We start from the raw sequence: 26,031 nt of genomic DNA on the forward strand, positions 1-26,031 counted from the left end.
GGTAAAATTTATTGACTTTTTAGTATAGTAAAAATATAATAAAATTGTAAATTGGATTATATTCACATCTGAGTCAGGCATGAATGTTGTACAGTTTCTATGATTGGCAATCAAATAAGAACTAGGGGTGCTTTCATGCAAAAGACGAAAGGAAAGTCAGGAATCATTCTCGTTATTCTCGCAATTTTATTCTTGTCAGCATGCGGAGGAGGAGAGAAGGAAGGTTCAGCATCGCAAGAAGGTAAAGAAACAAGTAAAGTAACAGATAAAGCGACGATCCGATTGGCTACCTGGGATTCAGATGATAATCTAACGCTTCAACAAAAACTAATTGATAAGTTTAATGAAAATCATCCAAATATTACCGTTAGCTTAGAAGCGTATGGAACTGATTATGACACGAAGATTGCTGCTGGGATGGGTGCCAAGGACGCACCTGATGTGATGTATATGTGGAATTATCCAACTTACAAGAATGCTCTGGAACAGCTCGATAGTTACATTGAGAAAGAAGGAGCCGGATTCAAAGACAACTTCTATGAAACACTTTGGAATTATAATTCATCCGAAGGTAAAGTGCTTGGATTGCCAGTTGGCTATACAACACATGTGATTTATTATAACAAGGACTTGTTCGACAAGGCTGGGGTGCCTTATCCGAAGAGCGGTTGGACATGGGATGATCTGCAGGATGCAGCCAAGAAACTGAATAATCCGAGTGAGAGCGTTAGCGGATTTGCTTTCTCAGGAAAGCCCGATGCTTATGATTTTGAAATGTTTTTATGGGGAAATGAAACCGCATACATCGATGAAAAAGGCAACTTGCAGGGTAATGTAAACAGCGAGAAATCTATTGAAGTATTAACGATGTTCCAGAACATGTTGAAAGAAGGCTACGCGATTACGACCGAAGGTTCAGGCTCTACGGAGATGAAATCGGGCAAAGTGGCTATGTTCATCAACGGAGCTTGGTCAATCGGTGGTTTGAAGGAAGCGGGGATTAACTTCGGTGTTGTTGAACTGCCTGCTTTCCGTGGTGGAAAATCGGTCAGCATTGTGTCTTCATCTGGTATCTCGATGTCCAAGGATTCCAAAAATAAAGATGCTGCATGGGAGTTTATCAAATTCTGGACGAGTGAAGAAGCGAACAAGGCACGTATCAATTATGAGCTACCAGTGCTAAAAAGTGTGGTAGAGAGCGAGAAGCTTCAGCAGGATGAACTAAAGCGCGTATTCTATCACATGCTGGAACTAAGTGAGGGTTACACACCTGCTTCGTACAAGGTAGAGAACTGGAGTGAAATTACTGACAAGCTAGGGTTAGTATTCGAGCAAATTTTCAATCCTAGTACATTAACGGATCCGAAATCAACTTTGGATGAAGCTGTGAAATAAATTTTGTTGACACAAAGGGGTGTATACACCCCTTTTCTTTTTAGAGGTATTTCTTCTTGGTTGTATGAAAAGTCCACATTAGATTACGGGAAGTATTGGGAGGTTTCACCATGGAGTATGCTGTCAAGCGGCATAAAAAAAATCGTAGATGGGATAAATGGACACCGTTTTTATTCATTTCGCCGTGGATCGTCGGTATATTATTATTTACGATTGGACCGTTATTTTTTTCATTGATCATGAGTTTTTTTAATTGGCCAGTTACTTCTTCACCTAAGTTTGTTGGACTGGATAATTATATTAATATGTTCACGAAGGATCCTCAATTTTACAAGTCGTTGGCTATTACATTGAAATTTGCGGCCTTCTATGTACCCTTGAGTTTGATCACATCATTAATTCTGGCTATGTTAATTTCCCAGCCTATCAGAGGGGTCAAAATATTCCGAACCATATTTTATTTGCCTGCTGTCTTGTCCGGCGTTGCCGTATCGATTATTTGGGGCTGGATCTTCAACAGTAAATACGGCATCTTAAACTATGCCCTGTCCTTGCTCGGGTTTGAAGGACCGAAGTGGCTTATTGATCCAAACAGTGCCATCCTCACAATAGTTATTGCTAGCGCTTGGGGAGTTGGTACGATGATGCTTATATTCTATACGAATATCAAGAGCATTCCACCAGATCTGTATGAATCAGCAGCGATGGACGGGGCGGGTCCTATAAGGCAATTTACAAGCATCACACTGCCGCTTATTACTTCAACCTTATTTTTCAATTTAATTACATCAACGATATCTGCGCTGCAGCAATTAACACTAGTCTTGTTGCTAACGAGTGGCGGACCGCTGAAGTCTACGTATTTCTATGGATTATTCGTATACAACAATGCGTTCAAGCATCATAAGCTGGGATACGCAAGTGCGAACGCTTGGTTCATGTTCATCATCATACTGCTATTGACTGCGCTTATCTTCAAATCTTCTTCTGCGTGGGTGTTTTACGAGAATGAAGTACAGAGTGAGCGGAAACGTGGAGGTAAGAAGAGATGAAATCATTTCAATGGCACAAAATAATTATCTACCTCTTACTATTTGCATTTTCGATCTATTTCCTTTTCCCATTTATCTGGATCGTTCTTACTGCTTTGAAGACCGAAGCGGAGGTCCATCAATTTCCGCCGAACTTCTTCCCCGATAAGATGCAGTTTGTGAATTTCATAAATGCATGGAAAGCTCAGCCTTTTGGTCTGTATCTTAAGAATTCTGTCATGATTACCGTAATGACGACGTTTGGGCAAATAATATCTTGTTCGATGATCGCTTACGGTTTCGCTAGATACAACTTTAGGTTTAAGAATGGGCTGTTTATCTTGCTGCTAGCTACGATGATGATTCCTTGGGACGTGACAATGATCCCGTTATATATGCAGTTTAACTTGTTTGGATGGATAAATACGTTAAAGCCGCTCATTGTGCCATCCTTTTTTGGATCCGCCTACTTTATATTCTTGCTGCGGCAGTTTCTGATGAATGTACCGAAGGAATTGGAGCATGCAGCTAAGATTGACGGTGCTAATGATTTTCAAACCTACTGGAAAATATTTGTGCCAATTATGAAAGCTCCGTTGACGCTTATTGCCGTGCTGAACATGTTATCGGTATGGAACGATTATTTGGGACCTTTAATCTTTCTACAGGATCGGACCAAGTATACGTTGGCGCTTGGCCTTGCATCGTTTAAAGGTGTTCACGAGTTGCAGATCCTTCCGATTATGGCGATTACCATTCTCATGGTGATTCCACCAGTAATTGTGTTTTTGTATGCTCAAAAATATATAGTTGAAGGAATTAGTGGAGCAATAAAATAACTTCTTAGATAGTGGAGGATACGTACTATGGAACGAACACGTAAAAGATGGGAAGATATCCAGTTGTCCCATATCAATCGTAAAGCTGCAGTTGCTAGCTTTAGTCGGTACAAGTCGAAAGAGCAGGCTATGCTCATGGATGAACGCCACAGTATAGGTTATCAGAGCCTTGATGGATTGTGGAGATTTCATTATGTTGAAGCACCGGAACTGTCGCCGGACGGTTTTTGGCATACAGGCTTTGATGTAAGCGGATGGGATGAGATTTCCGTTCCGTCTTGCTGGCAGATGAAGGGTTACGGAAAAATGAGCTATACCGATCTGTACTATCAATTCCCTATTAACCCGCCTTACGTTCCGACAGACAATCCGACAGGGATATATCGAAGAACATTCCAACTCGATGAAGTGATTTCAGGCAACCGTATGATATTAAAATTTAACGGAGTCGATAGTGCTTTTGATGTGTGGGTTAATGGAAAGCATGTCGGTTACAGCAAGGTAAGTCGTCTTCCTTCCGAATTCGACATTACCAATTATGTGCTATCAGGTGAGAATCAGCTTACAGTTCGCGTCTATCAATGGTCCGATGGCACGTATCTGGAAGATCAGGATATGTGGTGGCTTAGCGGTATATTTCGCAGTGTAGAAATGTACCAAATCCCGCAAAGCGCAATCGAAGATTGTTATGTTGTGACGGATTTCGATCAGATGTATCAAGACAGTGAACTGCAGGTGAGGTTAAAGCTAGCCAATTATACGGAGGCGGATCAAGATGTAGTTGTGACCTGTGAATTGCTGGACGATCAGGGCATGACAACGAATCATTTTCGTCAGACGGTCACGATTGCAGCACAATCGCAATTCGGTGTGGAGCTAACAGAGATGATCCGCTCGCCAAAGCAATGGACAGCGGAAACTCCTAATCTCTATCAACTACTCATTACTTTGTATGATGGAGAACAAGTTGTTGAAGTTATCCCTGTTCGTATTGGATTCCGCAAGATCGAAATCATAAATGGAAACATAACCGTTAACGGAAGAGTGATTATGCTTAATGGTGTCAATCGTCATGATCATGATCCTGTGGAAGGGCGTACCGTTACTGAAGAAAATATGCTGAAAGACATTCTGCTGATGAAGCAGCACAATATAAATGCCGTTCGCACTGCACATTATCCGAACAACGAAGTGTTCTATGATTTGTGCGATCAATATGGCTTATACGTTATTGGCGAGGCTGATCTGGAATGCCATGGATTTGAGTTGACCGGAAACTATGACTGGATTACCAATAATCAGTTGTGGGAGCAATCGTTCGTCGATCGGGCAGAACGTATGGTGCTGCGCGATCGGAACCATGCTTCTATTATCATGTGGTCACTCGGCAACGAGTCAAGCTTCGGCTGTAACTTTGCGGCGATGTATCGTGCATGCAAGCGGCTTGATGATACGCGACTCGTTCATTACGAAGGGGACAGACAAGCCGTTGTTAGTGACGTCTATTCCACCATGTACACGAGACTTGAGGCATTGAAGGTGGTCGGACAGAATGACGAGGGTAAAAAGCCTCATATCCTCTGCGAATACGGACACGCGATGGGCAATGGACCTGGCGGTTTGAAGGAGTATCAGGATGTGTTCCGACAATATAAACGGCTGCAGGGCGGCTTTATCTGGGAATGGTGCGATCATGGCATTGTGCAGAAGGATGACGAAGGCAATACCTATTATGCCTACGGCGGAGATTTCGGTGAGGAACCGACCAATGGTAACTTCTGCATTGATGGCTTAGTATATCCCGATCGGACGCCATCTCCAGGATTGCTGGAATACAAAAAAGTAATCGAGCCTATAAAGAGCTATGCGCTAGACTTAGCGAATGGCTTAATTGAAATCGAGAACCTCTATGATTTTCTTGATCTGCACCATCTGAATATGGAATGGAAAGTGGTATACGATGATCAAGTGATTGCACAAGGGAACAAGGATCTTTGTGGTATCCAGCCAGGAGAGAAAAGACAGGTACAACTGTCCTATACAATCGATGAGATCAGACCAAATACGGACTACTATTTAATTGTAGAGCATGTATTAAAGGAAGATGCACCGTACGCTCAGAGGGGCTTTATCGTAGCCTATGAGCAATTTAAGCTTCCGTATTATCGGACAGAATTGTCACCACGCCTAGGTACAGACAAGTTGAACATTGTGAGAGACCAGATCTACACGACCATCTCTAATGAACAGGTTGAAGTCGTATTCCATCATGTATTCGGGTATTTGCACAGTCATCGAAGCAGTGGGATTACTTTGATTGAACGTGGACCGCGAATGACGATGTGGCGTGCACCGATTGATAATGATATGTACAAGTTAGAAGATTGGAAGAAGAAATATTTTCTGCATTTATCTAGTGAGCAGTTAACAGGCTTTGAAGTAACTGACCATGAAGCTTATGTGGAAGTGAATATTAACACTTATTTTAGCGCTTTGAACCAAGGATTTGGCTTTGATATCGATTACCGTTATACCATATATAATGATGGAACCGTTCGCCTGTGCTTGTCCGGTACTCCTGTCATACGCTGTAAAGAAGTTCCGTCGATGCTGCCGAGGCTCGGTATTGAGATGTTTGTTTGCAAGGCTTTTGAACAACTTACCTGGTATGGCAGAGGATTCGGTGAGAACTATGTCGACAGCAAAGAAGCGTCCATCATGGGCGTCTATAGTGCAAGCGTTGCGGACCTGCATACGCCGTATGTGTACCCACAGGAGAATGGGAACCGCACAGATGTGCAGTGGTTCAGTTTATCCAATCTAGAGAGTGCACTTATGATCAAGACCAAGCATGGCTGTGAAATGAGCGTTCACGATTATATGACAGAGGCACTGGAGCGGGCTAAGCACAGATATGCGATCGATTCGGCACCTTGTAACGTCGTTCATATCGATTACATGCAATCGGGACTAGGTAGCAATAGCTGTGGCCAAGAGCAGCTTCCTCAATACAAGCTGGGATTACAGCCATTTGAGCTCCATGTGGAGTGGTCCGCGATCGGTCACGGTACGGAAATAGCAGAAAGCAAGAAATGTTACGAGGAATAGGGGGAAAGCTTATGGTTTTGGACATTTCCAGTATACCGTTCAGCCGATACGGTTCGTTTTTTGCATTTTCCCTTGAGAAAGACACGAATCAATTGGTTTTGCGAGATTTACATGGTGGGGATGAAGCGCCAAGTACCATCTTTGTCTTGAAGCTTATGAAGGACGGAGAAGCTGTTCCCTATGATCTTGTTGTATCGGAAACGAGACTCCGCATCGTACACAGGTATAATCAAGCTGAATATGCCGAGCTGTGCATCAGTGATGAGTCTATTATTCACAGTCGATTAGCAGGTGTATCTTTACAGCTGACTGCTGTAAAATCACGCTATGATAGTTTGATGCCTTATGGTTCGAATCAATGGGAATACCATTTGTATTCTAAAGAGATCAAGCTGATGTTCACCCTGCTTCAAGGTGACGTTGATATCCGAGCTCCGTGGAAGGTTGTAGGGAACGAAGCGATTGAGATCGTAATGAACCCTAAAGATGAGGAGTGCAGGTTCGTTATTGAGAGCTATAAAACAATATGGCAGAAAAAGACGTATGAGGACTACGCGCAAGCATGCGAACGTGTCGACTTTCATTATGAACAGTGGCTGCAACATATGCCAACGGTTCTAGAGCAATATGAACCATCGCGCAAGTTAGCTGCTTACATTACATGGTCGTGCGTGATCCATCCTGAAGGCCAGCTCAAAGACTATGCTATGTACATGTCGAAGAATTGGATGTTCAACATATGGAGCTGGGACAACTGCTTCAATGCGATGATGCTCAGCAGCCATCATCCTGAGCTAGCTATGGCTCAGCTGGATATTTTCATAAAGCATCAGGATGAAAGCGGGATTTATGCAGATTTCATTAATGATAAATTTCTGTCCTTCAATTGCTGCAAACCGCCTATTCATGCATGGGCCTTCTCGCAAATGAGAAAACAAAACGAGTGGTTCAATGATCTAGCTATTGTTGCCCGTATGTACGACAGTTTGACGAGAGCGACGAACTATTGGCTTGAGCATCGTCGTGCTGATGCTTTCCGTCTGCCAGTCTATAATCATGGGAATGATTCAGGTTGGGACAACGCCTCTATCTTTCATGACGGCATCCCGGTAGAAGCTCCTGACCTGGCTGCTCACTTAATTCGTCAGCTGGATATATTGAGTGAAATGGCTGCGGAACTCCAGAGAGAAGACGAAGCGACGGCATGGAAGAAGGAGGCCGATAAACTGTACGAACTCTTGATGGAACGATTGGTTCAGGATGGCCGATTCGTAGCGAGGTACGCTCCAGAGGATCGGATCATTGAGCAACAAGACAGTTTGATCTTGATGATGCCGATCATTATCGGATACAGATTGCCTCGAGATATGGTTGAAACTCTAGTAAACACACTTGTCGATAGATTCGAAGCTACCTTTGGTCTATGCACAGAAAGTCATGCGAGCCCCTTGTATCGAGAAAACGGGTATTGGCTCGGCCCAATCTGGGCACCGGTCACCTATTTATTCATTGATGCTCTTCGCTTTAATGGTTATAATGAACTAGCAACTCGATTAGCTTGTAAATTTATGGATTTAACACTTGTCGGTGGCATGGCAGAGAATTTTGATCCTTTTAGCGGAGAAGGTTTGGTTGATCCAGCCTTCACTTGGACATCAAGTGTATTCCTGATGCTGGCTGAGCAATTTTCATTACCTCGGAGGTAACTTGAATGAGAAATTATGCTGGTGAAATCGGTCTGCTTCTAGTTGCCATCATCTGGGGGACCGGATTCGTCGCTAGTGCAGTCTCATTAGAATCACTAACTCCTTATCAAGTGATGGCTATTCGATTTTTTATTGCTGCATTGTTAATGTCAGTCATATTTATGAAGCATTTCCGATCATTGAAGAGATCCACTGTTGGAGCGGGCATCATTTTAGGCATATTTCTCTTTCTTGCCTTTACCCTGCAGACAGTAGGCTTGCAATACACGACACCGTCGAAGAATGCTTTCTTGACGGCTGTCAATGTTGTTATAGTCCCATTCATCGGGTTTGTATTATATAAGAGGAAGCTGGATAAGTATGGATTGATTGGTGCGTTGTTAGCTATAATCGGCGTTGGTATCTTATCTATCCAATTCAATTTTAGTCTGAATGTCGGCGATATGCTGACTATACTTTGCGCCGTATTCTTTGCATTTCATATCTTTTTCACAGGTGAATTCGTGAAGAAGCATCATCCAGTCGAATTAACGATTATCCAGATGATCATAGCATTCCTGTTATCTTTGCTTGTAGTTGTGTTCCGTGGGGAAGCAGCGCTTCCAGTCAACATGGACAACAAGGGGCTTATGGCTGCAGTTTATCTAGGCATCTTCAGTACAACGATAGCCTTCTTGCTGCAAACGATAGCGCAAAAATATACAAGCGAAACCAAAGCTGCTATTATTCTTTCAACAGAAGCATTGTTTGGTACCATTTTTTCCATTATTATACTAAGTGAAGTGGTTACGATACGTATGGTAGTAGGCAGCATCCTGATTCTTGCTGCGATCATAACGGCAGAGACGAAGCTGAGTTTTATCCCAAATAAGATGAGTAGGCGGTATTATGGCGACAATTAAAGATATTGCCGATAAAGCCAATGTTTCCATTGCAACTGTTTCCAGAGTGCTCAATTATGATGAAACATTGAACGTGACCGATGAAACAAGACAACGGATTTTTGAGGCTGCAGAGCAATTGTCTTATCAGAAATCAAACAAGAAGTGGCGGAAACGGAAGTTCAAGATCGGCCTTTATTATTCATACTCACTTGAAGAAGAATTGATCGATACCTACTATCTTTCGATTCGTGTTGCATTGGAGAAGAAGCTGAAGTCGGAAGGGCTGAAGGTGCACCGCATTCGAAGCAGTGATACGCTTGAAAATATGAAATCAATAGATGGGATCATATGTCTGGGAATCTTCTTTCCAGAAGATATCGAGAGGATCTCAAGCTTTCAAAAGCCAGTCCTTTTTATGGATTCATCAGCGAATGAGGATCTGTTCGACTCTGTTGTTACTGATTTTACGAAGGCGACAAAGAAGGCATTGAACTATCTGCTTGAGCTCGGTCATACGAAAATCGGCTTTATTGGCGGTGTAGATACGGATAAGAACGGTAATCAGTACTCTGATTCACGTCAGGAAGTATTCGAGAATTATTTGAAGAGCAAAAATTTATACTGCGAGGACTATATCAAAATAGGGGGCTATAATCCGAAGGACGGCTACTTGTTATTAAAGCAGTTGCTTAAGCTGGAGGATAAGCCAACGGCTGTATTCGTAGCGAATGATACGATTGCGATCGGCCTGTATAAAGCATGCTCTGAGCTTGGATACCGCATTCCAGAGGATTTAAGCATTATCGGCTTCAACGATATTTCTGCTGCCCAGTTCATGGTTCCGCCACTTACGACCATTCGCTTGAACACTGAATTCATGGGGGAGACTGCAGTTACACTTATGCAGCAGCGCCTGATGTCCGAACGGGAGATCTGTATGAAGATTACGATTCCGACGAAGCTAATTATTAGGGAGAGCACCAGAGAAATAAAGTGAATACCTATCTTGATATTGTGTAAGAACAGCCACTGTCGACATTAATGACAGTGGCTGCATTTTTATTATTGATTTGCCTTACCGATACTCAACCTCAAGATTATGACTAATATTACTTTTTGTTTCTATAATAGTAAGATTTTGGACATATTCGTTATTGCTTGTTACAATGAAGCTTGGAGGGATTCTGATGAAATCTAATTTTGAACTCATTACAACGAGTGATTATATCCCATTTCGTCTTCTTTTACATAGTCCGAATTATGTTCAAATGCATTGGCATGAAGATATGGAGATCCTTTTTGTGCTTAGAGGGAGCGTTGAGCTGTATCGCAAGCAAGAGAGATTTCTATTGAAAGAGTCCGATATTACGGTAATCAACTCGAAGGAAGTGCATTCCATAAGCGGAGATGAACAATGCTTGTTGCTTGTACTCCAGGTGTCTCAATCTTATATGGAGCAGCAATATGGCTCGTTTAAGGACCTTCATTACATCTGCAATTCCTCTCAATATGATCAGATGCATCAGACAGAGTTTGATCCGATCAGGCAAATGCTTGCTCTCATGATGTTTATTTATACGAAGCAGGAAAATGGATACGAATTGGAGATTAAGGGGCTGCTTTTTCGCTTGATTGCTCATCTCATTAAGCATTTTGTGAAAGAATCGGAAGCTGAGGATAGCTTGCCTGATATGAAATACATGAATCGTCTGATGGCGATTACGAAATATATTCAACAAAACTATGCTGAGCAGATTTCATTGACGAAAATAGCTGAGAAAGAGTATTTGTCGGTTCACTATCTTTCACGTTTTTTTCATAAGGTGCTGGGCATTACTTTTTCCAACTATCTGAATGGGGTCAGGCTGGAGCATGCGATGTTCGATCTTCTATATAGCGATGATACGATTACGCAACTTGCATTGAACAATGGATTTCCGAATCTCAAGTCCTTTAATAAAGTTTTTAATGAGGTCTATGGACAATCCGCCAAGCAATATCGTTCAAGTCATAAGAGACGTACTCATGTTCAATCTTTTCAGCAATCCACAGTGGTACCGAATTATCTTGAAATGAATCAGCAGGAAGCATTTAAAGAACTATTCAAATATCTACCGAAACCTAATGAAGATATATACTACCATTCACAAGACAAGATCATTCAAAAAAATGAGAGCGTTCAAATGAATGGTGGAAGATCATCGAAGCTTGTTCATACTTGGAAGCGATTAACCTCAATAGGCAAAGCCAAAGAAGGTTTGTACGCTAACTTGCAAAGGCAATTGACACAATTGCAAAAGGATATAGGCTTTACGCATATTCGATTTCACGGCATATTCGATGATGAAATGATGATCTACCAGGAAGATGAAGCTGGAAATCCATATTATCAGTTTGCTTATGTCGATCAATTGTTTGACTTTTTCCTGAGCATTGGATTGAAGCCATTTATAGAACTTGGATTTACGCCAGCAAAGCTTGCATCGAAAGATGCTACTGTATTCGTCAAGAAGAGCAATATCAGCGTCCCACGAGATTTAGATCGATGGGCCGATTTGGTTAAAGCTTTTGTTGAACACTGCATAGTCAGATATGGATATGATCATGTAGCTGAATGGTACTTTGAAGTGTGGAATGAACCTGACGTTGTTGCCTTCTGGGACGGAACCAAAGAGCAATATTTTGCACTCCATCATGCTACCTATAATGTAATCAAGCAGTATCCGCGGTTAAAGATTGGCGGTCCGAGCTTGTTGTCTCCAACTGTACTTCATGATCATTGGTTGCAGGATTATTTGCAGTATTGCAAGGAAAATAACTGTATTCCCGATTTCATTTCAATTCACAGCTACCCCTTTGATCAGATATTTCAGGATGAGCTGCAATCCCATGTTAACCATCATGAGAAATTTCAATGGAATGTAGAAGCACTGTCAAACTTATGGGTGATGTCGGAAGCAACTGATTATTTAGCACAGGTCATTGCAAAGACACATCAGATTATTGCAGATGCGAATATTGCGATCAAGGAGATTCATGTAACGGAATGGAACTCCAGCGGCAATCACCGGGACCTTATTCACGACACCTGTTATCAATCAGCTTATATCATCAAAAACATCGTCGATAATCTGGATGGAGTCGATAGTTTGTGTTATTGGACTTGTACGGATCTCATCGAGGAGTTCATCATATCTGACCATATGTTTCACGGAGGGCTAGGTCTGATTACCAATTCAGGTGTTCCCAAAGCTGCTTATCATGCCTATCGGCTTCTTGCTCAATTAGGTAATGAGTTGATCCAAAAGGGAGATAATTATTGCATTACAAGGTGTGGCCAAGAAATTCAGGTGCTGCTCTATCATTATGTACATACAGATCAGCTGTATCGTCATAATGAAGCTTCTCATATTAATCTGGTTGACCGATATCGTATCTTTGAGCATATGGACTCCCTCCAGCTGACATTGGAAATAACGTCCATGCCTACAGGCAAGTACCAGGTTCGTAAAATGACGCTGGGCCGTCAATGGGGAAGCTCATTTGACAGCTGGGTGGAAATGGGGCATCCTGAGTGTCTATTTCCTGAGGATTTGGCTTATTTGCAGGCTGTATCTCAGCCCAAACGTGAAGTATATGAGAAGTTCATTGACTCGCAATTTAATGTAAAGGCAGAGCTGTCCCCACATGAGGTTCAGCTTTACTGCATAAAACCCTTATTCCATTCTACTTCGAATTAGCATAGATTGGATTGTTAATAAGGTAATATTGACCTGTTGAACCGCTGATGATCGAATCAGTGGTCTTTTTTTGTCTTCTTGGTGGTAAATTTTAAACTGATTTCTGACCTCGTATTCATGTAAACGCTTCAAAGTGGTTAAATTGTTTAAGCAACTTAGATAAATAGGGGAAAGCCATAAATGATAGCGCTTACTATAATTTAAGTATATCCGATAAAGGAGGAATTAAAATGTCAGCTAAGCAAGTACCCTGGAAAGAGCGAATCAGTTATGCCTTGACTGATACAGCCTCTAACCTAGTATTTCAAGTCGTTACGACCTATTTGCTGTTCTACTATACGGATTCTGTGGGGCTTAGTGCTAGTGTAGTTGGAACGTTATTTTTGATTGCACGATTCGTTGATGCATGTGACAGTCCCATATTCGGGATCCTGATTGACAAAACCAACACAAGATGGGGGAAATCCAGGCCATGGTTTTTGTGGCTCGCAGTTCCGTTCTGTGTCGTAGCCGTTTTAACCTTTTCTGTTCCAGATATCAGTCCTACAGGGCAAATTGTGTATGCTTATGTGACGTATATTCTGCTCGGTATCTTATATGCAGGGATCAACTTGCCTATAACCTCGATTCTTCCAAGTCTTTCGAGCGACCCTCAGGAGCGGACGGTTATCGGTATTGTACGGATGCTGTTTGCTATGGTCGGAATGGTCTTGGTAACAACCATTACACTGCCAATGGTAGAGAAGCTTGGTGGCGGCAATGACGCCAAGGGTTTTTCGCTTACGATGACGATCTTTGCAGTAATTGCGTTCTTTTTGTTCATTAATGCCTTTTTCCAAGTGAAAGAACGGGTTGGATCACCGTCTGCCCAGAAATCTTTGGCTTTCCGTGAAGGCATCAAAGCAATTAAGGGCAATTGGCCGTGGGTTATCATGTTGTTCCTGAATTTCATCTTCTGGATTGCGAACATCATGAAGACGCAGACGACGATTTACTATTTTACTTACAAAATTCAAAAACCAGATCTCATACCAATTATGATGGGCTTGAATATGTTGTTAATTGTTACGTTGATTATGATTCCTTTCTTCACGAAAAAGATTGGCAAACGCAATACGATGTTGATGGGCTTAGGAATTTCCATTATCGGCCAACTGGTAATGTTCATGGGTGATCAGATGAGCAGTGTTGGATTGCTGATCGGCGGGAGCGTCATCGGAAGCTTGGGTGGAGGTTTTGCTGCTGGTTTGCTGTTTATTATGATCGTTGATACGGTCGATTACGGTGAATGGAAGTCAGGTGTTCGTGCACAAGGTCTATTAACCGCGTCTTCGGCCTTTGGAGTGAAATTCGGGATGGGGATCGGAGGAGCATTGTCCGCATGGTTGCTCGCCTTAGGCGGATATATACCAGGTGCGGAACAGTCAAGCTCAGCATTATTTGCAATTGATTTGAATTATATTTGGATACCAACTATATGCTACATTTTGGCATTTGTTGCCCTGTTATTCTATAAATTAGACAAACAAGAAAAACAAATGCTAGCTGATTTGGAAGAGCGCCATCGGATGTAGAAGAAATGAATTCAACCCTGAGAGGAGACAGTATACGATGCTGCATCAAGTCGATTTGTCCACAAAACCATTTAATTTGAAAGAGAAAGATATAGAATGGGTAAAAAGTACGCTGGAGACTATGACATTAGAGGAAAAAGTAGGTCAGTTGTTCTGTCCCGTTGGTATGGGCGACACGAATATGCTAATTGAAATGGTGAAAAAATATCAGCCTGGTGGATTAATGTATCGCCCAGGCCCTGCGAAGGAGATTCGCTCTGCACATGAGGCTATGCAGAATAGCAGTAAAGTGCCTATGCTTCTGGCCGCCAACTTGGAGAACGGCGGTGACGGGGTTGCCGCTGAAGGAACATACTTTGGGAAGCAGCTTCAGGTTGCAGCAACGAATGATCCTGAGATGGCCTATAAATTAGGAACTGTTGCGTGCCGTGAAGGCAAAGCAGTTGGTCTCAATTGGTCTTTCGGGCCAATCGTGGACATTAATATGAATTTCCGCAACCCGATCACAAATGTTCGTACGTTTGGCGATCGCCCTGAAACTGTACTTGAAATGGGCCGGGCGTATATGCGAGCCGCTCATGAGAATGGAATGGCCGTATCCATCAAGCATTTTCCGGGTGATGGGGTGGACGACCGGGACCAGCACTTGCTTACGAGTGTGAACTCGCTTTCGATGGAGAAGTGGGATGCGACCTTCGGCAAGGTCTATCAGGCATTGATTGACGAAGGAGCCAATACCGTTATGGTGGGGCATATTATGCAGCCTGCTTATCAGCGGCACTTTAATCCAGACCTGAAGGATGAAGACCTACTCCCAAGCTCACTATCACCAGAAATTCTGCAAGGACTATTGCGTAACAAGCTAAACTTCAACGGCGTCATTGTCAGCGATGCAACGCTTATGGCAGGATTTACAATTGCAGAGAGACGTGAAATTGCTGTGCCTAAGGCGATTGCGGCAGGCTGTGATATCTTCCTATTCAACCGTGGTCTTGATGAAGACCTTGAATACATGCTGCAAGGTATTCAGAACGGATTATTAACTGAAGAACGCGTGAACCAGGCGGTAACTCGAATTCTTGGCCTGAAAGCTTCTCTACGTTTGCATGAGCATATGGAAGCGGGAACTCTTGTGCCGGATGAAGCTGCGCTCAGCATTATCGGGTCGGAAGAGCATCAATCATGGGCTAGAGCGTGCGCTGACCAATCGGTTACCTTGGTTAAAGATACACAACAATTGCTGCCGATATCGCCAGAAACACATAAGCGTATCGTCTTATTCGTGCTAGGGGACGAAGAGGGTAGCTTCTCTGGAGGAGGATGCCACAAACCGTTCTTGGATAAATTGAGGGAATCTGGTTTTGATGTGCAGGTGAACGATCCGAAAAACTTTATGGCGATGTTTACATCAGTTCGTGAATTTGTGAGCAAATATGATCTGGCGATCTACTTCGCGAATTATGCGACAGCGAGCAACAAGACAGATCTGCGAATTAACTACACGCCTCCTTTCGGAGCAGAAATTCCATGGTTTATTAAGGAGCTGCCAACCCTGTTTATCTCTGTGGCCAATCCGTTCCATTTGCAGGATGTACCTCGGATTCAAACATTTATCAATGCTTATTCGGGCAACTCCTATTCAATTGATGCGATCGTAGAGAAGCTGCAAGGAAAGTCACCATTCACTGGTCTAAGCCCTGTTGATCCTTTTTGCGGATATTGGGAAGCTAAACTATAGCGCTTGATTGAAAGGAGTGAGTCAGTTTGCTAATAACTAAGAAAAGCTACGCAATTATGATGGCTGTTGCGGCGTTATTGTTACTAGTTTTTTCATTTACTGATTTACAAATATCCAAAGCTATCGCAACCAATCAGTCAGCGTTCGGTGAATTCTTCTATATATATGGGGAGATGGCTATAGTTATTATCATGTTTCTGGCAGGGAATGTGTTTCTCGCAGTCGCTGCCAAGGAAACCAGATGGGGGAAAAAGCTGTTCCTTTATGTATTAGGAGTCATCATGGTCATCTTGTCTATTGTTATGCATATCGTAATGCTGATGTTCCGTCTGGAACTCGAGAATTCAAAGACACTTTTTATCGTATTAAGCATGATTATCATGCTGTTAATAACGGTCATTATGCAAAGATATGCTTATGTTCGATTTTCAGCAGAGGACCGTAACTACTTGTTAAGGATGGCCTATACATCTATCATTTATATCATTGTTACTATGTTTGTAATTGAGGGGATTAAAGCAGGCTGGGGGCGTGTCAGATTTCGGGATTTATTACCCGATTACTCCAATTTCTCTCCTTGGTATCTGATACAAGGGGAGGGCGGAGCTTCGTTCCCTTCGGGACATAGTGCAAATTCGTTTGCAACCGTAGCGATCTCGCTGTTTGTATTACCACAATATAAGCGCTTGAAACAAGTTATCTTATATGGCGGATTTATATGGTGGCTTGTTACTGCATTCAGCCGAGTTTATTATTCAGCACACTACGCTTCCGATGTTACGGTCGGGTTAATGATTTCGTTAAGTTTATTGAGCTTGACCTATTATGTGTTTAATCGGAATTACCATTACAGTTTTGTACATCAGAGAGGAGCGAATATTAAATGACTAATCGAGAAGATTATGCCAAGCAGCTAAAATTAGTAGAGGAACGTACAATTATTCAGCAGTCCAATGGAATGGAATCAATGATTAAGCGAATTCCGGATTCTGATGCGGAAGGAGTTCTAGATCCTCGTGCACTGAGCGTGATGCAGCAGCAAGCGGAGGCGATGGCTGGCTTCGAGATGCCGGATTTATCCAAACTCAGTCCGTTTGAAGTCGCACTTATGATGCGCAAGCAGATGGGATGGGAGAATACAGACGTTACATGCACTGCCATTCAGGTAGATGCCAGAAACATATCAGGGCGTAATGGCGATATTCCTATCCGTATTTATACGCCAGAAGGGGCAAAAGCTGGTAAGCTGCTTCCTGTTGTCGTGTTCTTTCATGGAGGAGGCTTCTTCGGCGGAACGGTGGATGTCGTGGAGAATCCTTGTAAAGCGATTGCTGAGAAAGCACCAGCGGTCGTTGTATCAATCGATTACCGACTTGCTCCTGAGCATCCATATCCTGCGGGATTGCACGATTGCTTTGATGCGGTAAAATGGACCTATGAACATGCAAAGGAACTTGGTGCAGATAAGAGCAAGCTTGCAGTAGCAGGCGATAGCGCAGGCGGAAACTTATCGACGGTATGTGCGATGATGGACCGCGACCTCGGAACCGGCATGATTCAATTTCAGGCGCTCATCTATCCAACCGTCAATATGGCAGGAATTACAACGGATGACTTCGAATGGAAGCTGGAGGAATATACGATTAACGATCATCAGCCGTTTATTATGGCAGGTCTCCAGGGCATCAATCAACTTACCAGCTTGTTAGATGCGATCTATTTGCAAGGCCGTGAGAAGGCATCAGCTCCTTATTTATCCCCACTGCTTGTCGATTTGAAAGGAATGCCAGAGACTTTAATCATTACAGCGGAGTACGACTTTCTGCGATTGGAAAACGAGGCTTATGCCCGAAAACTGCAACGATCTGGAGTTCCAGTACGCATCATACGTTACAACGGGCTAGATCATGCGTTCATGGATAAGATCGGCTTGTATCCGCAAGCGGAAGAATGTATGGCTGAGATTGCCAAGTCCGTTGCAAAACTATAGAGGAACAGAATATCTCTACAAATCTCGAAGACGACCATGTCTTCGAGATTTTTTAGTGATATAGAATTTATAACATTCGTCTAATAAATTCTAAGTATCACCTTAAGAAACGCTCCGTCTTTTAAAGCCGGCGAAGCCGTTTCTTCTTGAGTAGGCAAATTTTGGACATTATCCATTTTGCTTGTTAAAATAAAGGAAGGAGAAAGAAAAGGCGGTTATTAAGAGGTGAGATGACTTGAAAGCGATAATAGTGGACGATGAGTGGCTTGCTTTGCAAAAAATGGAGAAAATGTTAGAAGAACATGCTGGAACAGGCATTAACCTTGAATTGATCGGCGCTTTTCAGGATCCTGATTCTGCGATAGAAGCAGCTCAGAGGGAAATGCTGCATTTGGCTTTTTTGGATATTGAGATGCCAGAGATTAATGGATTTGAATTAGCGGAGCGATTATTGCAAATTCAACCTCATCTGCAAATTATTTTTGTTACTGCTTATCAAGAATATGCGGTGAAAGCATTTGAAGTGAATGCGATTGACTATTTATTAAAGCCTGTACACCATGGCAGGTTGGCTAAGACACTTCAAAGAGTGATAGAATCGAATGACAAAACGGTTGCGAATACTAGTGAGACAACTCCAATCAATCAAGCCAAGCTCTGCTGTTTACAAAGTTTGCACTATCTCGACCAGAATGGGACTCAGCACTATTTTCCCTGGAAAACACTAAAAGCACCTGAGTTATTTGCATACCTGGCTTATTATCGTGATAAAACGGTGAATAAGCAATTGTTAATCGATTTGCTATGGCCAGAATATGATACAGAGAGAGCAACTACTCAATTACATACAGCAATCTATCAAATTCGGAAAATTATTAAAGCTGCCGGTTTAGATCTGGAGATCAAGTATAAGGACGAAGGCTACCGTTTGATATGGGGAGAGTTGAGGCTGGATGTTGAAGAATGGGAAACAAGTGTGCGCCATCAACAGACGGTGACTTCAGAGACGATTGATCAGCATAGATCCATTATGGCATTATATACTGGAGATTTTTTTGAAGAACATCGATATTTATGGGCGGAGCATGAACAGGAGCGGCTCGGTGTAATCTGGTTAAATCATGTGAAGCAAATAGCAGAATATTACGCTTCGCAGGAACAATATACGGAAGCTATATTACTGTATCAACAAATTAGGGAGAAGTTCCTTTATGTAGAAGATGGATATTTTGGGCTGATGAAAACTTATGAGACACTGAATCATCAAGGCGAAGTAAGGAAACAGTACCAGCTCATTTCGAACATTTTAAAAGAGGAATTTGATGGAGCGCCTAGTAAGGAACTAACTGATTGGTATCAAGAGTGGAACAGTAGAGTGTAATCTATAAATAGGAAATAGGGATCTAGATAATATGAAAATAAAAATTGTATCTGCACTGCTCATCTGTATAGGAATTACGATTTTATGCTACCCCAAATTTACTGAAGCGTATCAAGACTATCAGCAGCAAAAGCTGGTAAAAGAATGGCAGAGCAGCCTTCAAAATATTGATAACGGCGATGATTTCTCTGAGCAGAATGATAAAGCGGAGATTCCTGAGAGCACTTCAATCGATGTTGAATTATCTGATGAATTGCAAGCTGTAACAGATGATTCTGAAGCAAAGGAACAAGCAAAGCCGGACTTTAGCAGCTATAAGAACATGGAGGGCATTTTAACAATTGGTAAAATTGATTTGCTCTTGCCTATACTGCATGGTGCGACTGACAAGAATATGAAGACTACTGTTGCGAGTATCGAAAATACGGGTAAAGCCGGTGAAATTGGAAACTATGCAATAGCAGGACATCGTAATTTTACATATGGAAGGAATTTCAATAGACTCGATGAGATTGAAGAAGGAGATAAGATTAAAGTTGATAACGGAAATAGTCAGCTTGAGTACATCGTAACGGAAAAATTATATGTATTGCCTGAGGAAGTATGGGTTCTGGAGGGGAATGACAAAGATAAAGAGATCACATTAATCACTTGTCACCCTATGGTAGATCCTACTCATCGATTGATTATTAAGGGGAAAATTATCAAATAAATATTTTTTCGACTAATTTGACAATTAGGCTTACATAAATGGGACATGCTATGCTACTATATAGAAAAAACAAATAAATATCAGGTGCTTTCCACCGATAATGGCAAATCTAATGAAAATTAGAGACGCAAAGCTACAGGGCCTTCCTTATTTATTAAGATGGCAGCCAGCTACCGAAAGGGGAGTTTTTATGTTTAAACGTCCATTTGCAATTATTTTGCTTATTGTTTGTTTATTGTCTGCTCCAACTATTGCTTTAGCTAGTACTTCGAATTCCTATATAAATCTGGGAGAGTTAAGTGATGGAATCGTGATAGTTTCTTACCAATCTCCAAACGATGCGAAAGTAAAGGTCAAGATCAGCAAAGGAAATCAGCAATATGTATATAGCTTGACTTCAAACAACCGTTTTCCCTTGCAGCTAGGAGATGGTAAATATACGATATCCATCTTGGAGAACGTTACAGGAACCAAGTATAAGATGGTAGAAAACAAAGATGTCATTCTGAAAGCCTCAAGCAAAGATAAAGTATATTTGCAGCCGATTCAGATGATTTATTGGAATAAGGATATGAAAGCGATAGCCAAAGCTCGTGAATTGACGAAAGATCTAAAACAAGATAAAGACAAGGTTACCGCAATTTACAATTATATTATAAGCAACATTAGCTATGATTATAAGAAAGCGAATAATCTTCCTAACGAATATATCCCTTCTATAGACAAGACTTTGGAAGAAAAACAAGGAATATGTTATGATTACTCGGCTTTGTTCGCAGCTATGCTTCGAAGTGAAGGCATTCCAACTAAGCTGTTGATGGGGAGTAAGAATGATATCGAGCAATATCATGCCTGGAATGAGGTTTATCTCCAAGAAACGAATGAATGGGTAACAATCGATACAACATATGATTCTATTAAATCGTTGGGAAGCAAGAAACCAGTTATGATTAAAGATAAGCGCGATTATTCGATTGAAAAACAATATTGATTTGTGATATACTATGAAACCGTCTGATCTCCAGTTGACTGTAACCTTGTTTGTGGACAGTTAAAAAAAGTGCTAACTGAAAGTAGATGACCCCTGTATTCATCAGGAGTCATCTTTTTTTAATCCCAGTGATACAAAAACCCGAGAGATGGGCACTTTTTAAAAGTGTCTTTCTTTCGGGTTCAGTTCATGGATAGGAGTGGTTTTTTGTTGAATTGTAGGTTATTCAGAAAATATTCAGCATTAATTATTATAATTACTACAACAGAATCGACTTAGATTGACAAATTATTTTAATTAACTATTATAGGAGGACTTATGAAAAAGATTAGCATAGTTTCATTATTACTTATATTAATGGTTTTTAATGTTTTCCAACCATTGATTGCAAGAGCAGATGTGGATCAGACAAATGTGAATCCATCATTTACATTAACAAACGAACTGATTGAAGCAGATCCAAATGATGATTCTAAAGTTTCAGTTAAATATGATTGGAACTTGATTGCGGATAATAAAGACACAGAAACCAATTATTCGTTCAATCTTCCAACTGATTTAACAATTGAGAATGAACAAACAGTTGATTTGACGACTGGGGAAGAAAAAGTTGGATCCTATGTTGTGTCAACAGATGGTGTAATAACAGTAACCATTTTACCGAACCAAACTAATGACTCCTCAGGTAAAATAGAAATCCCTGCTGTAAAGAAAGTACAAGATGGTACAGTTGTTCCTTTACAGGAGAATAGCAATGAAATAAAAGAGAATATTTTAACGAAGGCTGAATTAAAGTTTGAAAACATTAACGGTGATCCCATAAATAGTGTTGATACGGAATCTATTATTACTGTGAATTATGATTGGGCACTTAAAAATGGCCATGGATATAAAGCTGGGGCAACGTTTAAATTTATCCTTCCAGAAGAATTTGAGGTTTATGAAGAAGTTAAAGATGAGAAAATGCTTTTTAAAGGTGATTTAGTAGGAACATTTTCAGTTGATATGAACAAATTAGTGACCATTGTGTTTACTGATTTTATCGAGAATCACTCCAATATTAGTGGTAATATTGAAGTTTTATCAAAGATTAGTAAAAAAGCTGTCTTAACAGAAGGAAATAAGGTTATTGTAACTCCAATTGAAGGCGGTATTAAGCAGGAGATTCCAATCGATTTTAAGCCGATTGGGAATTCTATCGATAAGGAAGGAAAGCCGAATAGACAGTACAACACACAGAATATAGAGTGGACTGTTGATTTTAACAAAGATTTGAAAGAGATCAAGAACGCAGTGATTACTGATAGCATGACAAAGGGACAGGAATTAGATCTAGCATCAGTTAAAGTGTTTAAGCTGATTACATTGGTAGATGGAAGCACATTACCAGGTGAGGAACTTAAGTCTGGGGATTTTAAAATTCCTGGAGAATACACGAATTCATCGAATGACACAGAGCTGAAGTTGAGTTTTGGAGATATTAGCTCAGCCTACCGGATCATTTATAAAACCAATCTGCCAGCAGATTCAGAAGAAACTTTATTTGAGAATAAGGTTACTCTATCAGGTGGCAATGTTTCAGAACTAACAGCTAGTGCGTCGGTAAACGTCACAAGAGGAAAAGCACTAGAGAAAACATCAAGAGGTTATGATCAGGCAACGCAAACAATTACTTGGGAGATCAAATACAACTATAACCAAAAACCAATCAAACAAGCAGAAGCTCTGTTGAAAGATCAATTTGATAACACTCAGAAGCTTGTAGCAGATTCTTTTAAAGTTTACAAAATAACGATTAATGAACAAAGTGGAAATGAAGAAAAAGAGGAGAAATTTGAAAATTATTCGGTTACTTCCAAAAAAATCGATGATACAAAAAACGGTTTTGATTTTCAATTCAATCAAGACATTGATTCCGCTTATAAAATAGTCTATAAAACTAAAGCAAGCAGTCGAGTATTTGATAATGCAACAATTACTAACGAAGTAACTGCTAATGGCAAGATCGAAACAGGAACAGGAAATATCTATCAACAAATTTTGAACAAATGGCATATAGACAACAGTACAGACTACAAAGCGAAAACAACAGAATGGACAATTAGTTTCAATAATGATAGTCACAAGATGAAATCGGTTAAGCTAACAGATACTTTTGCAAATAAAGGATTAACCTTGATTGTGGATGATACATTTAGAATCTGGGGTGAAGGCAAGGATTTAAAAGAAGGTACTGATTACACCTTAAAAGTAAATGCTGATGGTTTTGAAATTGAGTTTACGAATGAAATATCAACACCTCATGTAATTACGTACAAAACTAGTTTTGTTTACGAAGATAGAGCTGATTCTTCTAAAAATTATTTAGAAAATGGAGTTAAGCTTGTTTGGACCGATGAATCTGGCGCTACTAAAGAAAAAGAATCCTCTGCACAATTCAAACCAGATAACTATACACAAGCTAATGGATTTAAAAATGGTAAGTACAATGCGATAGATAAGACAATTAATTGGGAAATCGGGATTAATTACAATCTTAGAACACTTGCTAATGCTTCCGTTGAGGATAACATTATTGGTGATCAAACACTAAAGAAAGGAACGTTAAAAGTATATAAATTGGAACTATCCGGTTCAAATAATGGTACTGTAACGAAAGAAGAAGCAGATCCACAAGATTATGAAATTGTGTGGAATCAAGATGATAAAGGTTTTAAAGTGAATTTCTTGAAAGAAATTAACTCACCTTATTTAATATCATACTCGACCAGTCTTGAAGGTCAGATCACTAAAGGAACTTATTCCAACACAGCAACTTTGTATGATAATTCATCGAAAATCACTGATCTTCCTGCTAGTGTATCTGTTGCAAACGGAGGCACGCACGTCAAGAAATTTGGAGAACAAGCAGGCAAGGTGATGAACTGGAAGGTTGACATCAACTTTGGTCAATCCACATTATCGGATGTGAAACTGGTTGATACACCTTCTACGAATCAGATGCTGCTTGAGAACTCCTTTGCTTTATATGATACTTCTGTAACAGAGAAAGGTGAGGTATCCAAAGGCAAAAAATTAACTGAAGATGATTATACACTTACATTTATAAATCAAAATGATAAGGTCATCGGATTTGAACTCACCTTCAAAAAATCAATAGATAGACCATATATTTTGGAATATCAGTCGCTAATCCTTGATAAAGTCGGAGCCAAAGTTACTAATGAAATTACCTATTCCGGTGAAAATTCCAAAATAGAAAATACCAAGGATGTTATCACGCATACGATTAAAAAGACCAGTGGTATGGGAGAAGGGACAGGAGAAGTTGGGGCTCTTGAAGTGACTAAAGTAGATGCCGATAATTCTCAAGGATTGCTTGAAGGAGCCGTCTTTACTTTAATCGATAAAGATAGTGGTGCAGTCATTAAAACATTAATGACAGGTTCTGATGGGAAAGTAAAGTTTGCTAACTTGCTCTATGGGGAATATTTGTTAAGAGAGGATAAAGCACCTGAAGGATATGTAGTAGGTATTAATGATACTCAAATCGTAAATATTAAAAGTAATCTTGAAAAAGTAGATATCAAAAATGCAAAAATTCATCAAGCAGTTGAGTTATTAAAAGTAGATTCCAAGACTAACGCGTTATTGCCAGGTGCGGAATTTGAGCTTCAGAAAGAAAAACCAGATGGCACATGGGAAAAAATAAGTACTCATAAGACAACTGAGGTAATGAACCCAATCGTTGTTAATAACTTAGAGCCTGGGAATTATCAATTTGTTGAAACGAAAGCACCTGAACATTACTTGATCAATACTAAACCAGTAGCATTTGAAATTAAAGCAAACCAAACTAAAGTAGTAAAAGTAGAAATGAAAAACGAAAGAGGAACTGGTTCACTGACGATCACCAAAGTGGATGCAGCAGATTCAAACATCCGTTTAGCTGATGCAGAATTTGAACTATACAACAGTGAGAAGACATTAATAGCTACCAAGAAGACGGATGAAAAAGGAATAGCTACATTTATTGATTTGCCTTATGATCAGTATACTCTTAAAGAAATTACGACTCCAAAAGGCTACACCGTTGCAGGTAATACTGAAAATATTGTAGTATTGGATGCGGTGCAAAAGAACGTGGAGATAGCAAATAATAAAATTATCCGAGCGTTCAAATTGGTCAAGGTTGACGAACATAATGCGAAAATTTTACTCCAAAATGCTATGTTTAAACTGATGTATAGACCTGTTGAAACCGTTCCGTTTATTCTTGTTAATGATAAATTAACAACGGATAAGAATGGAGAAGTATTTGTAGACAATCTAACACCAGGTTTCTATCAACTGATTGAAACGCAAGCTCCTTTGGGTTATCTGCTGAACAGTAAGCCATTGGAATTTACAATTGATGAGCAGCAAATTGAAGTTAAAGATTTAGTGTTTAAGAACTCTCGAATCACAAGTAATGGCGGAGGCGGCGGAACTGATCCAAATCCACCAGTAAATCCAAGTCCGACACCGACACCGACACCGTCACCAAAACCAGTGGATCCGACTGATCCTACGAAACCAGTCGAGCCTACTGAACCTACAGAACCTACTGAACCTACTGATCCAGACTACGAGATTGATGGAGAAGGAGTACCGGCAGGAGGAACTAAACCTGAGACAGAAGTGCCAGGCAAAGTTCTACCGAAAACAGGAGAAGAAAGCCAACTGCTTCTACAACTGGCTGGCATAGGCTTCATTATTATGGGTGTTGCGTTGATGATTTTCAGAAAGAGACGCTCGCATAATAGCTAAAGATAAATATTAATTTTATTGAGACTGTACCCAAAGTAGATTATCTGCCTGGGGTACAGTTTTTTTCTACATCAGGCTCTTCGTATTGTATAATTCAAGGTATACAAGTTAAATGAGAAAGGAATTATTCTGT

At 40.7% G+C, this 26,031-nt stretch carries 16 protein-coding genes and 1 riboswitch; all 16 genes read left to right on the forward strand.

From position 1 onward, the window contains the following. Positions 1 to 135 precede the first annotated feature (135 nt). On the forward strand, positions 136 to 1,395 hold the full coding sequence (locus AC1DOK_RS07915) for an ABC transporter substrate-binding protein (RefSeq protein ID WP_477553717.1): 1,260 nt from the start codon (positions 136 to 138) through the stop codon (positions 1,393 to 1,395). Between the two features lie 110 nt (positions 1,396 to 1,505). Then, entirely contained in the window at positions 1,506 to 2,447 is a 942-nt protein-coding gene (locus AC1DOK_RS07920) for a carbohydrate ABC transporter permease (protein ID WP_477553718.1), read from the forward strand. Beyond that, on the forward strand, positions 2,444 to 3,265 hold the full coding sequence (locus tag AC1DOK_RS07925) for a carbohydrate ABC transporter permease (RefSeq protein ID WP_477553719.1): 822 nt from the start codon (positions 2,444 to 2,446) through the stop codon (positions 3,263 to 3,265). Before AC1DOK_RS07920 ends, AC1DOK_RS07925 begins: the two co-directional genes overlap by 4 nt. Before the next feature lie 27 nt (positions 3,266 to 3,292). Beyond that, positions 3,293 to 6,373: a glycoside hydrolase family 2 TIM barrel-domain containing protein gene (locus tag AC1DOK_RS07930; protein WP_477553720.1), complete on the forward strand. Its 3,081-nt coding sequence runs from the start codon at positions 3,293 to 3,295 to the stop codon at positions 6,371 to 6,373. A gap of 11 nt (positions 6,374 to 6,384) precedes the next feature. Next, positions 6,385 to 8,079, forward strand: a complete 1,695-nt coding sequence (locus AC1DOK_RS07935; RefSeq protein ID WP_477553721.1) for an amylo-alpha-1,6-glucosidase — start codon at positions 6,385 to 6,387, stop codon at positions 8,077 to 8,079. 5 nt (positions 8,080 to 8,084) lie between these two features. After that, positions 8,085 to 8,981 carry a DMT family transporter gene (locus AC1DOK_RS07940; RefSeq protein ID WP_477553722.1) on the forward strand — a complete coding sequence of 299 codons (897 nt, stop codon included), beginning with the start codon at positions 8,085 to 8,087 and terminating at the stop codon, positions 8,979 to 8,981. After that, positions 8,968 to 9,960: a LacI family DNA-binding transcriptional regulator gene (locus AC1DOK_RS07945; protein ID WP_477553723.1), complete on the forward strand. Its 993-nt coding sequence runs from the start codon at positions 8,968 to 8,970 to the stop codon at positions 9,958 to 9,960. Before AC1DOK_RS07940 ends, AC1DOK_RS07945 begins: the two co-directional genes overlap by 14 nt. A gap of 190 nt (positions 9,961 to 10,150) precedes the next feature. Next, a complete protein-coding gene (locus AC1DOK_RS07950) occupies positions 10,151 to 12,703 on the forward strand; it encodes a GH39 family glycosyl hydrolase (protein ID WP_477553724.1) in 2,553 nt (850 codons plus the stop codon). 230 nt (positions 12,704 to 12,933) lie between these two features. Continuing rightward, positions 12,934 to 14,277: a glycoside-pentoside-hexuronide (GPH):cation symporter gene (locus tag AC1DOK_RS07955; protein WP_477553725.1), complete on the forward strand. Its 1,344-nt coding sequence runs from the start codon at positions 12,934 to 12,936 to the stop codon at positions 14,275 to 14,277. Positions 14,278 to 14,314: 37 nt separating this feature from the next. Next, positions 14,315 to 16,015, forward strand: a complete 1,701-nt coding sequence (locus tag AC1DOK_RS07960; protein WP_477553726.1) for a glycoside hydrolase family 3 protein — start codon at positions 14,315 to 14,317, stop codon at positions 16,013 to 16,015. Between the two features lie 26 nt (positions 16,016 to 16,041). Next, positions 16,042 to 16,902 carry a phosphatase PAP2 family protein gene (locus tag AC1DOK_RS07965; protein ID WP_477553727.1) on the forward strand — a complete coding sequence of 287 codons (861 nt, stop codon included), beginning with the start codon at positions 16,042 to 16,044 and terminating at the stop codon, positions 16,900 to 16,902. Continuing rightward, complete coding sequence (locus AC1DOK_RS07970) at positions 16,899 to 18,005, forward strand: alpha/beta hydrolase (protein WP_477553728.1); 1,107 nt, start codon at positions 16,899 to 16,901, stop codon at positions 18,003 to 18,005. The genes AC1DOK_RS07965 and AC1DOK_RS07970 overlap by 4 nt, the downstream gene beginning before the upstream one ends. A 235-nt stretch (positions 18,006 to 18,240) precedes the next feature. After that, positions 18,241 to 19,386, forward strand: coding sequence for a response regulator (locus AC1DOK_RS07975; RefSeq protein ID WP_477553729.1), 1,146 nt, complete (start codon positions 18,241 to 18,243; stop codon positions 19,384 to 19,386). A 31-nt stretch (positions 19,387 to 19,417) separates the two neighbouring features. Then, entirely contained in the window at positions 19,418 to 20,098 is a 681-nt protein-coding gene (locus tag AC1DOK_RS07980) for a class D sortase (RefSeq protein ID WP_477553730.1), read from the forward strand. Between the two features lie 92 nt (positions 20,099 to 20,190). Further along, positions 20,191 to 20,276: riboswitch (cyclic di-GMP riboswitch) on the forward strand. 12 nt (positions 20,277 to 20,288) lie between these two features. After that, entirely contained in the window at positions 20,289 to 21,089 is an 801-nt protein-coding gene (locus tag AC1DOK_RS07985) for a transglutaminase-like domain-containing protein (RefSeq protein WP_477553731.1), read from the forward strand. A 318-nt stretch (positions 21,090 to 21,407) separates the two neighbouring features. Next, positions 21,408 to 25,898 (forward strand): collagen binding domain-containing protein, encoded by a 4,491-nt coding sequence (locus AC1DOK_RS07990; protein ID WP_477553732.1) that lies wholly within the window; start codon positions 21,408 to 21,410, stop codon positions 25,896 to 25,898. Positions 25,899 to 26,031: the final 133 nt, after the last annotated feature.

Source organism: Paenibacillus sp. P5_B5, from assembly GCF_056400365.1.

Excerpts from the sequence above, each read along its gene's own strand:
- AC1DOK_RS07935 (WP_477553721.1), top strand. The coding sequence starts at position 6,385 with ATGGTTTTGGACATTTCCAGTATACCGTTCAGCCGATACGGTTCGTTT.
- AC1DOK_RS07950 (WP_477553724.1), top strand. The coding sequence starts at position 10,151 with ATGAAATCTAATTTTGAACTCATTACAACGAGTGATTATATCCCATTT.
- AC1DOK_RS07945 (WP_477553723.1), top strand. The coding sequence starts at position 8,968 with ATGGCGACAATTAAAGATATTGCCGATAAAGCCAATGTTTCCATTGCA.
- AC1DOK_RS07990 (WP_477553732.1), top strand. The coding sequence starts at position 21,408 with ATGAAAAAGATTAGCATAGTTTCATTATTACTTATATTAATGGTTTTT.
- AC1DOK_RS07940 (WP_477553722.1), top strand. The coding sequence starts at position 8,085 with ATGAGAAATTATGCTGGTGAAATCGGTCTGCTTCTAGTTGCCATCATC.
- AC1DOK_RS07925 (WP_477553719.1), top strand. The coding sequence starts at position 2,444 with ATGAAATCATTTCAATGGCACAAAATAATTATCTACCTCTTACTATTT.
- AC1DOK_RS07915 (WP_477553717.1), top strand. The coding sequence starts at position 136 with ATGCAAAAGACGAAAGGAAAGTCAGGAATCATTCTCGTTATTCTCGCA.
- AC1DOK_RS07970 (WP_477553728.1), top strand. The coding sequence starts at position 16,899 with ATGACTAATCGAGAAGATTATGCCAAGCAGCTAAAATTAGTAGAGGAA.
- AC1DOK_RS07985 (WP_477553731.1), top strand. The coding sequence starts at position 20,289 with ATGTTTAAACGTCCATTTGCAATTATTTTGCTTATTGTTTGTTTATTG.
- AC1DOK_RS07930 (WP_477553720.1), top strand. The coding sequence starts at position 3,293 with ATGGAACGAACACGTAAAAGATGGGAAGATATCCAGTTGTCCCATATC.
- AC1DOK_RS07980 (WP_477553730.1), top strand. The coding sequence starts at position 19,418 with ATGAAAATAAAAATTGTATCTGCACTGCTCATCTGTATAGGAATTACG.
- AC1DOK_RS07960 (WP_477553726.1), top strand. The coding sequence starts at position 14,315 with ATGCTGCATCAAGTCGATTTGTCCACAAAACCATTTAATTTGAAAGAG.
- AC1DOK_RS07955 (WP_477553725.1), top strand. The coding sequence starts at position 12,934 with ATGTCAGCTAAGCAAGTACCCTGGAAAGAGCGAATCAGTTATGCCTTG.
- AC1DOK_RS07920 (WP_477553718.1), top strand. The coding sequence starts at position 1,506 with ATGGAGTATGCTGTCAAGCGGCATAAAAAAAATCGTAGATGGGATAAA.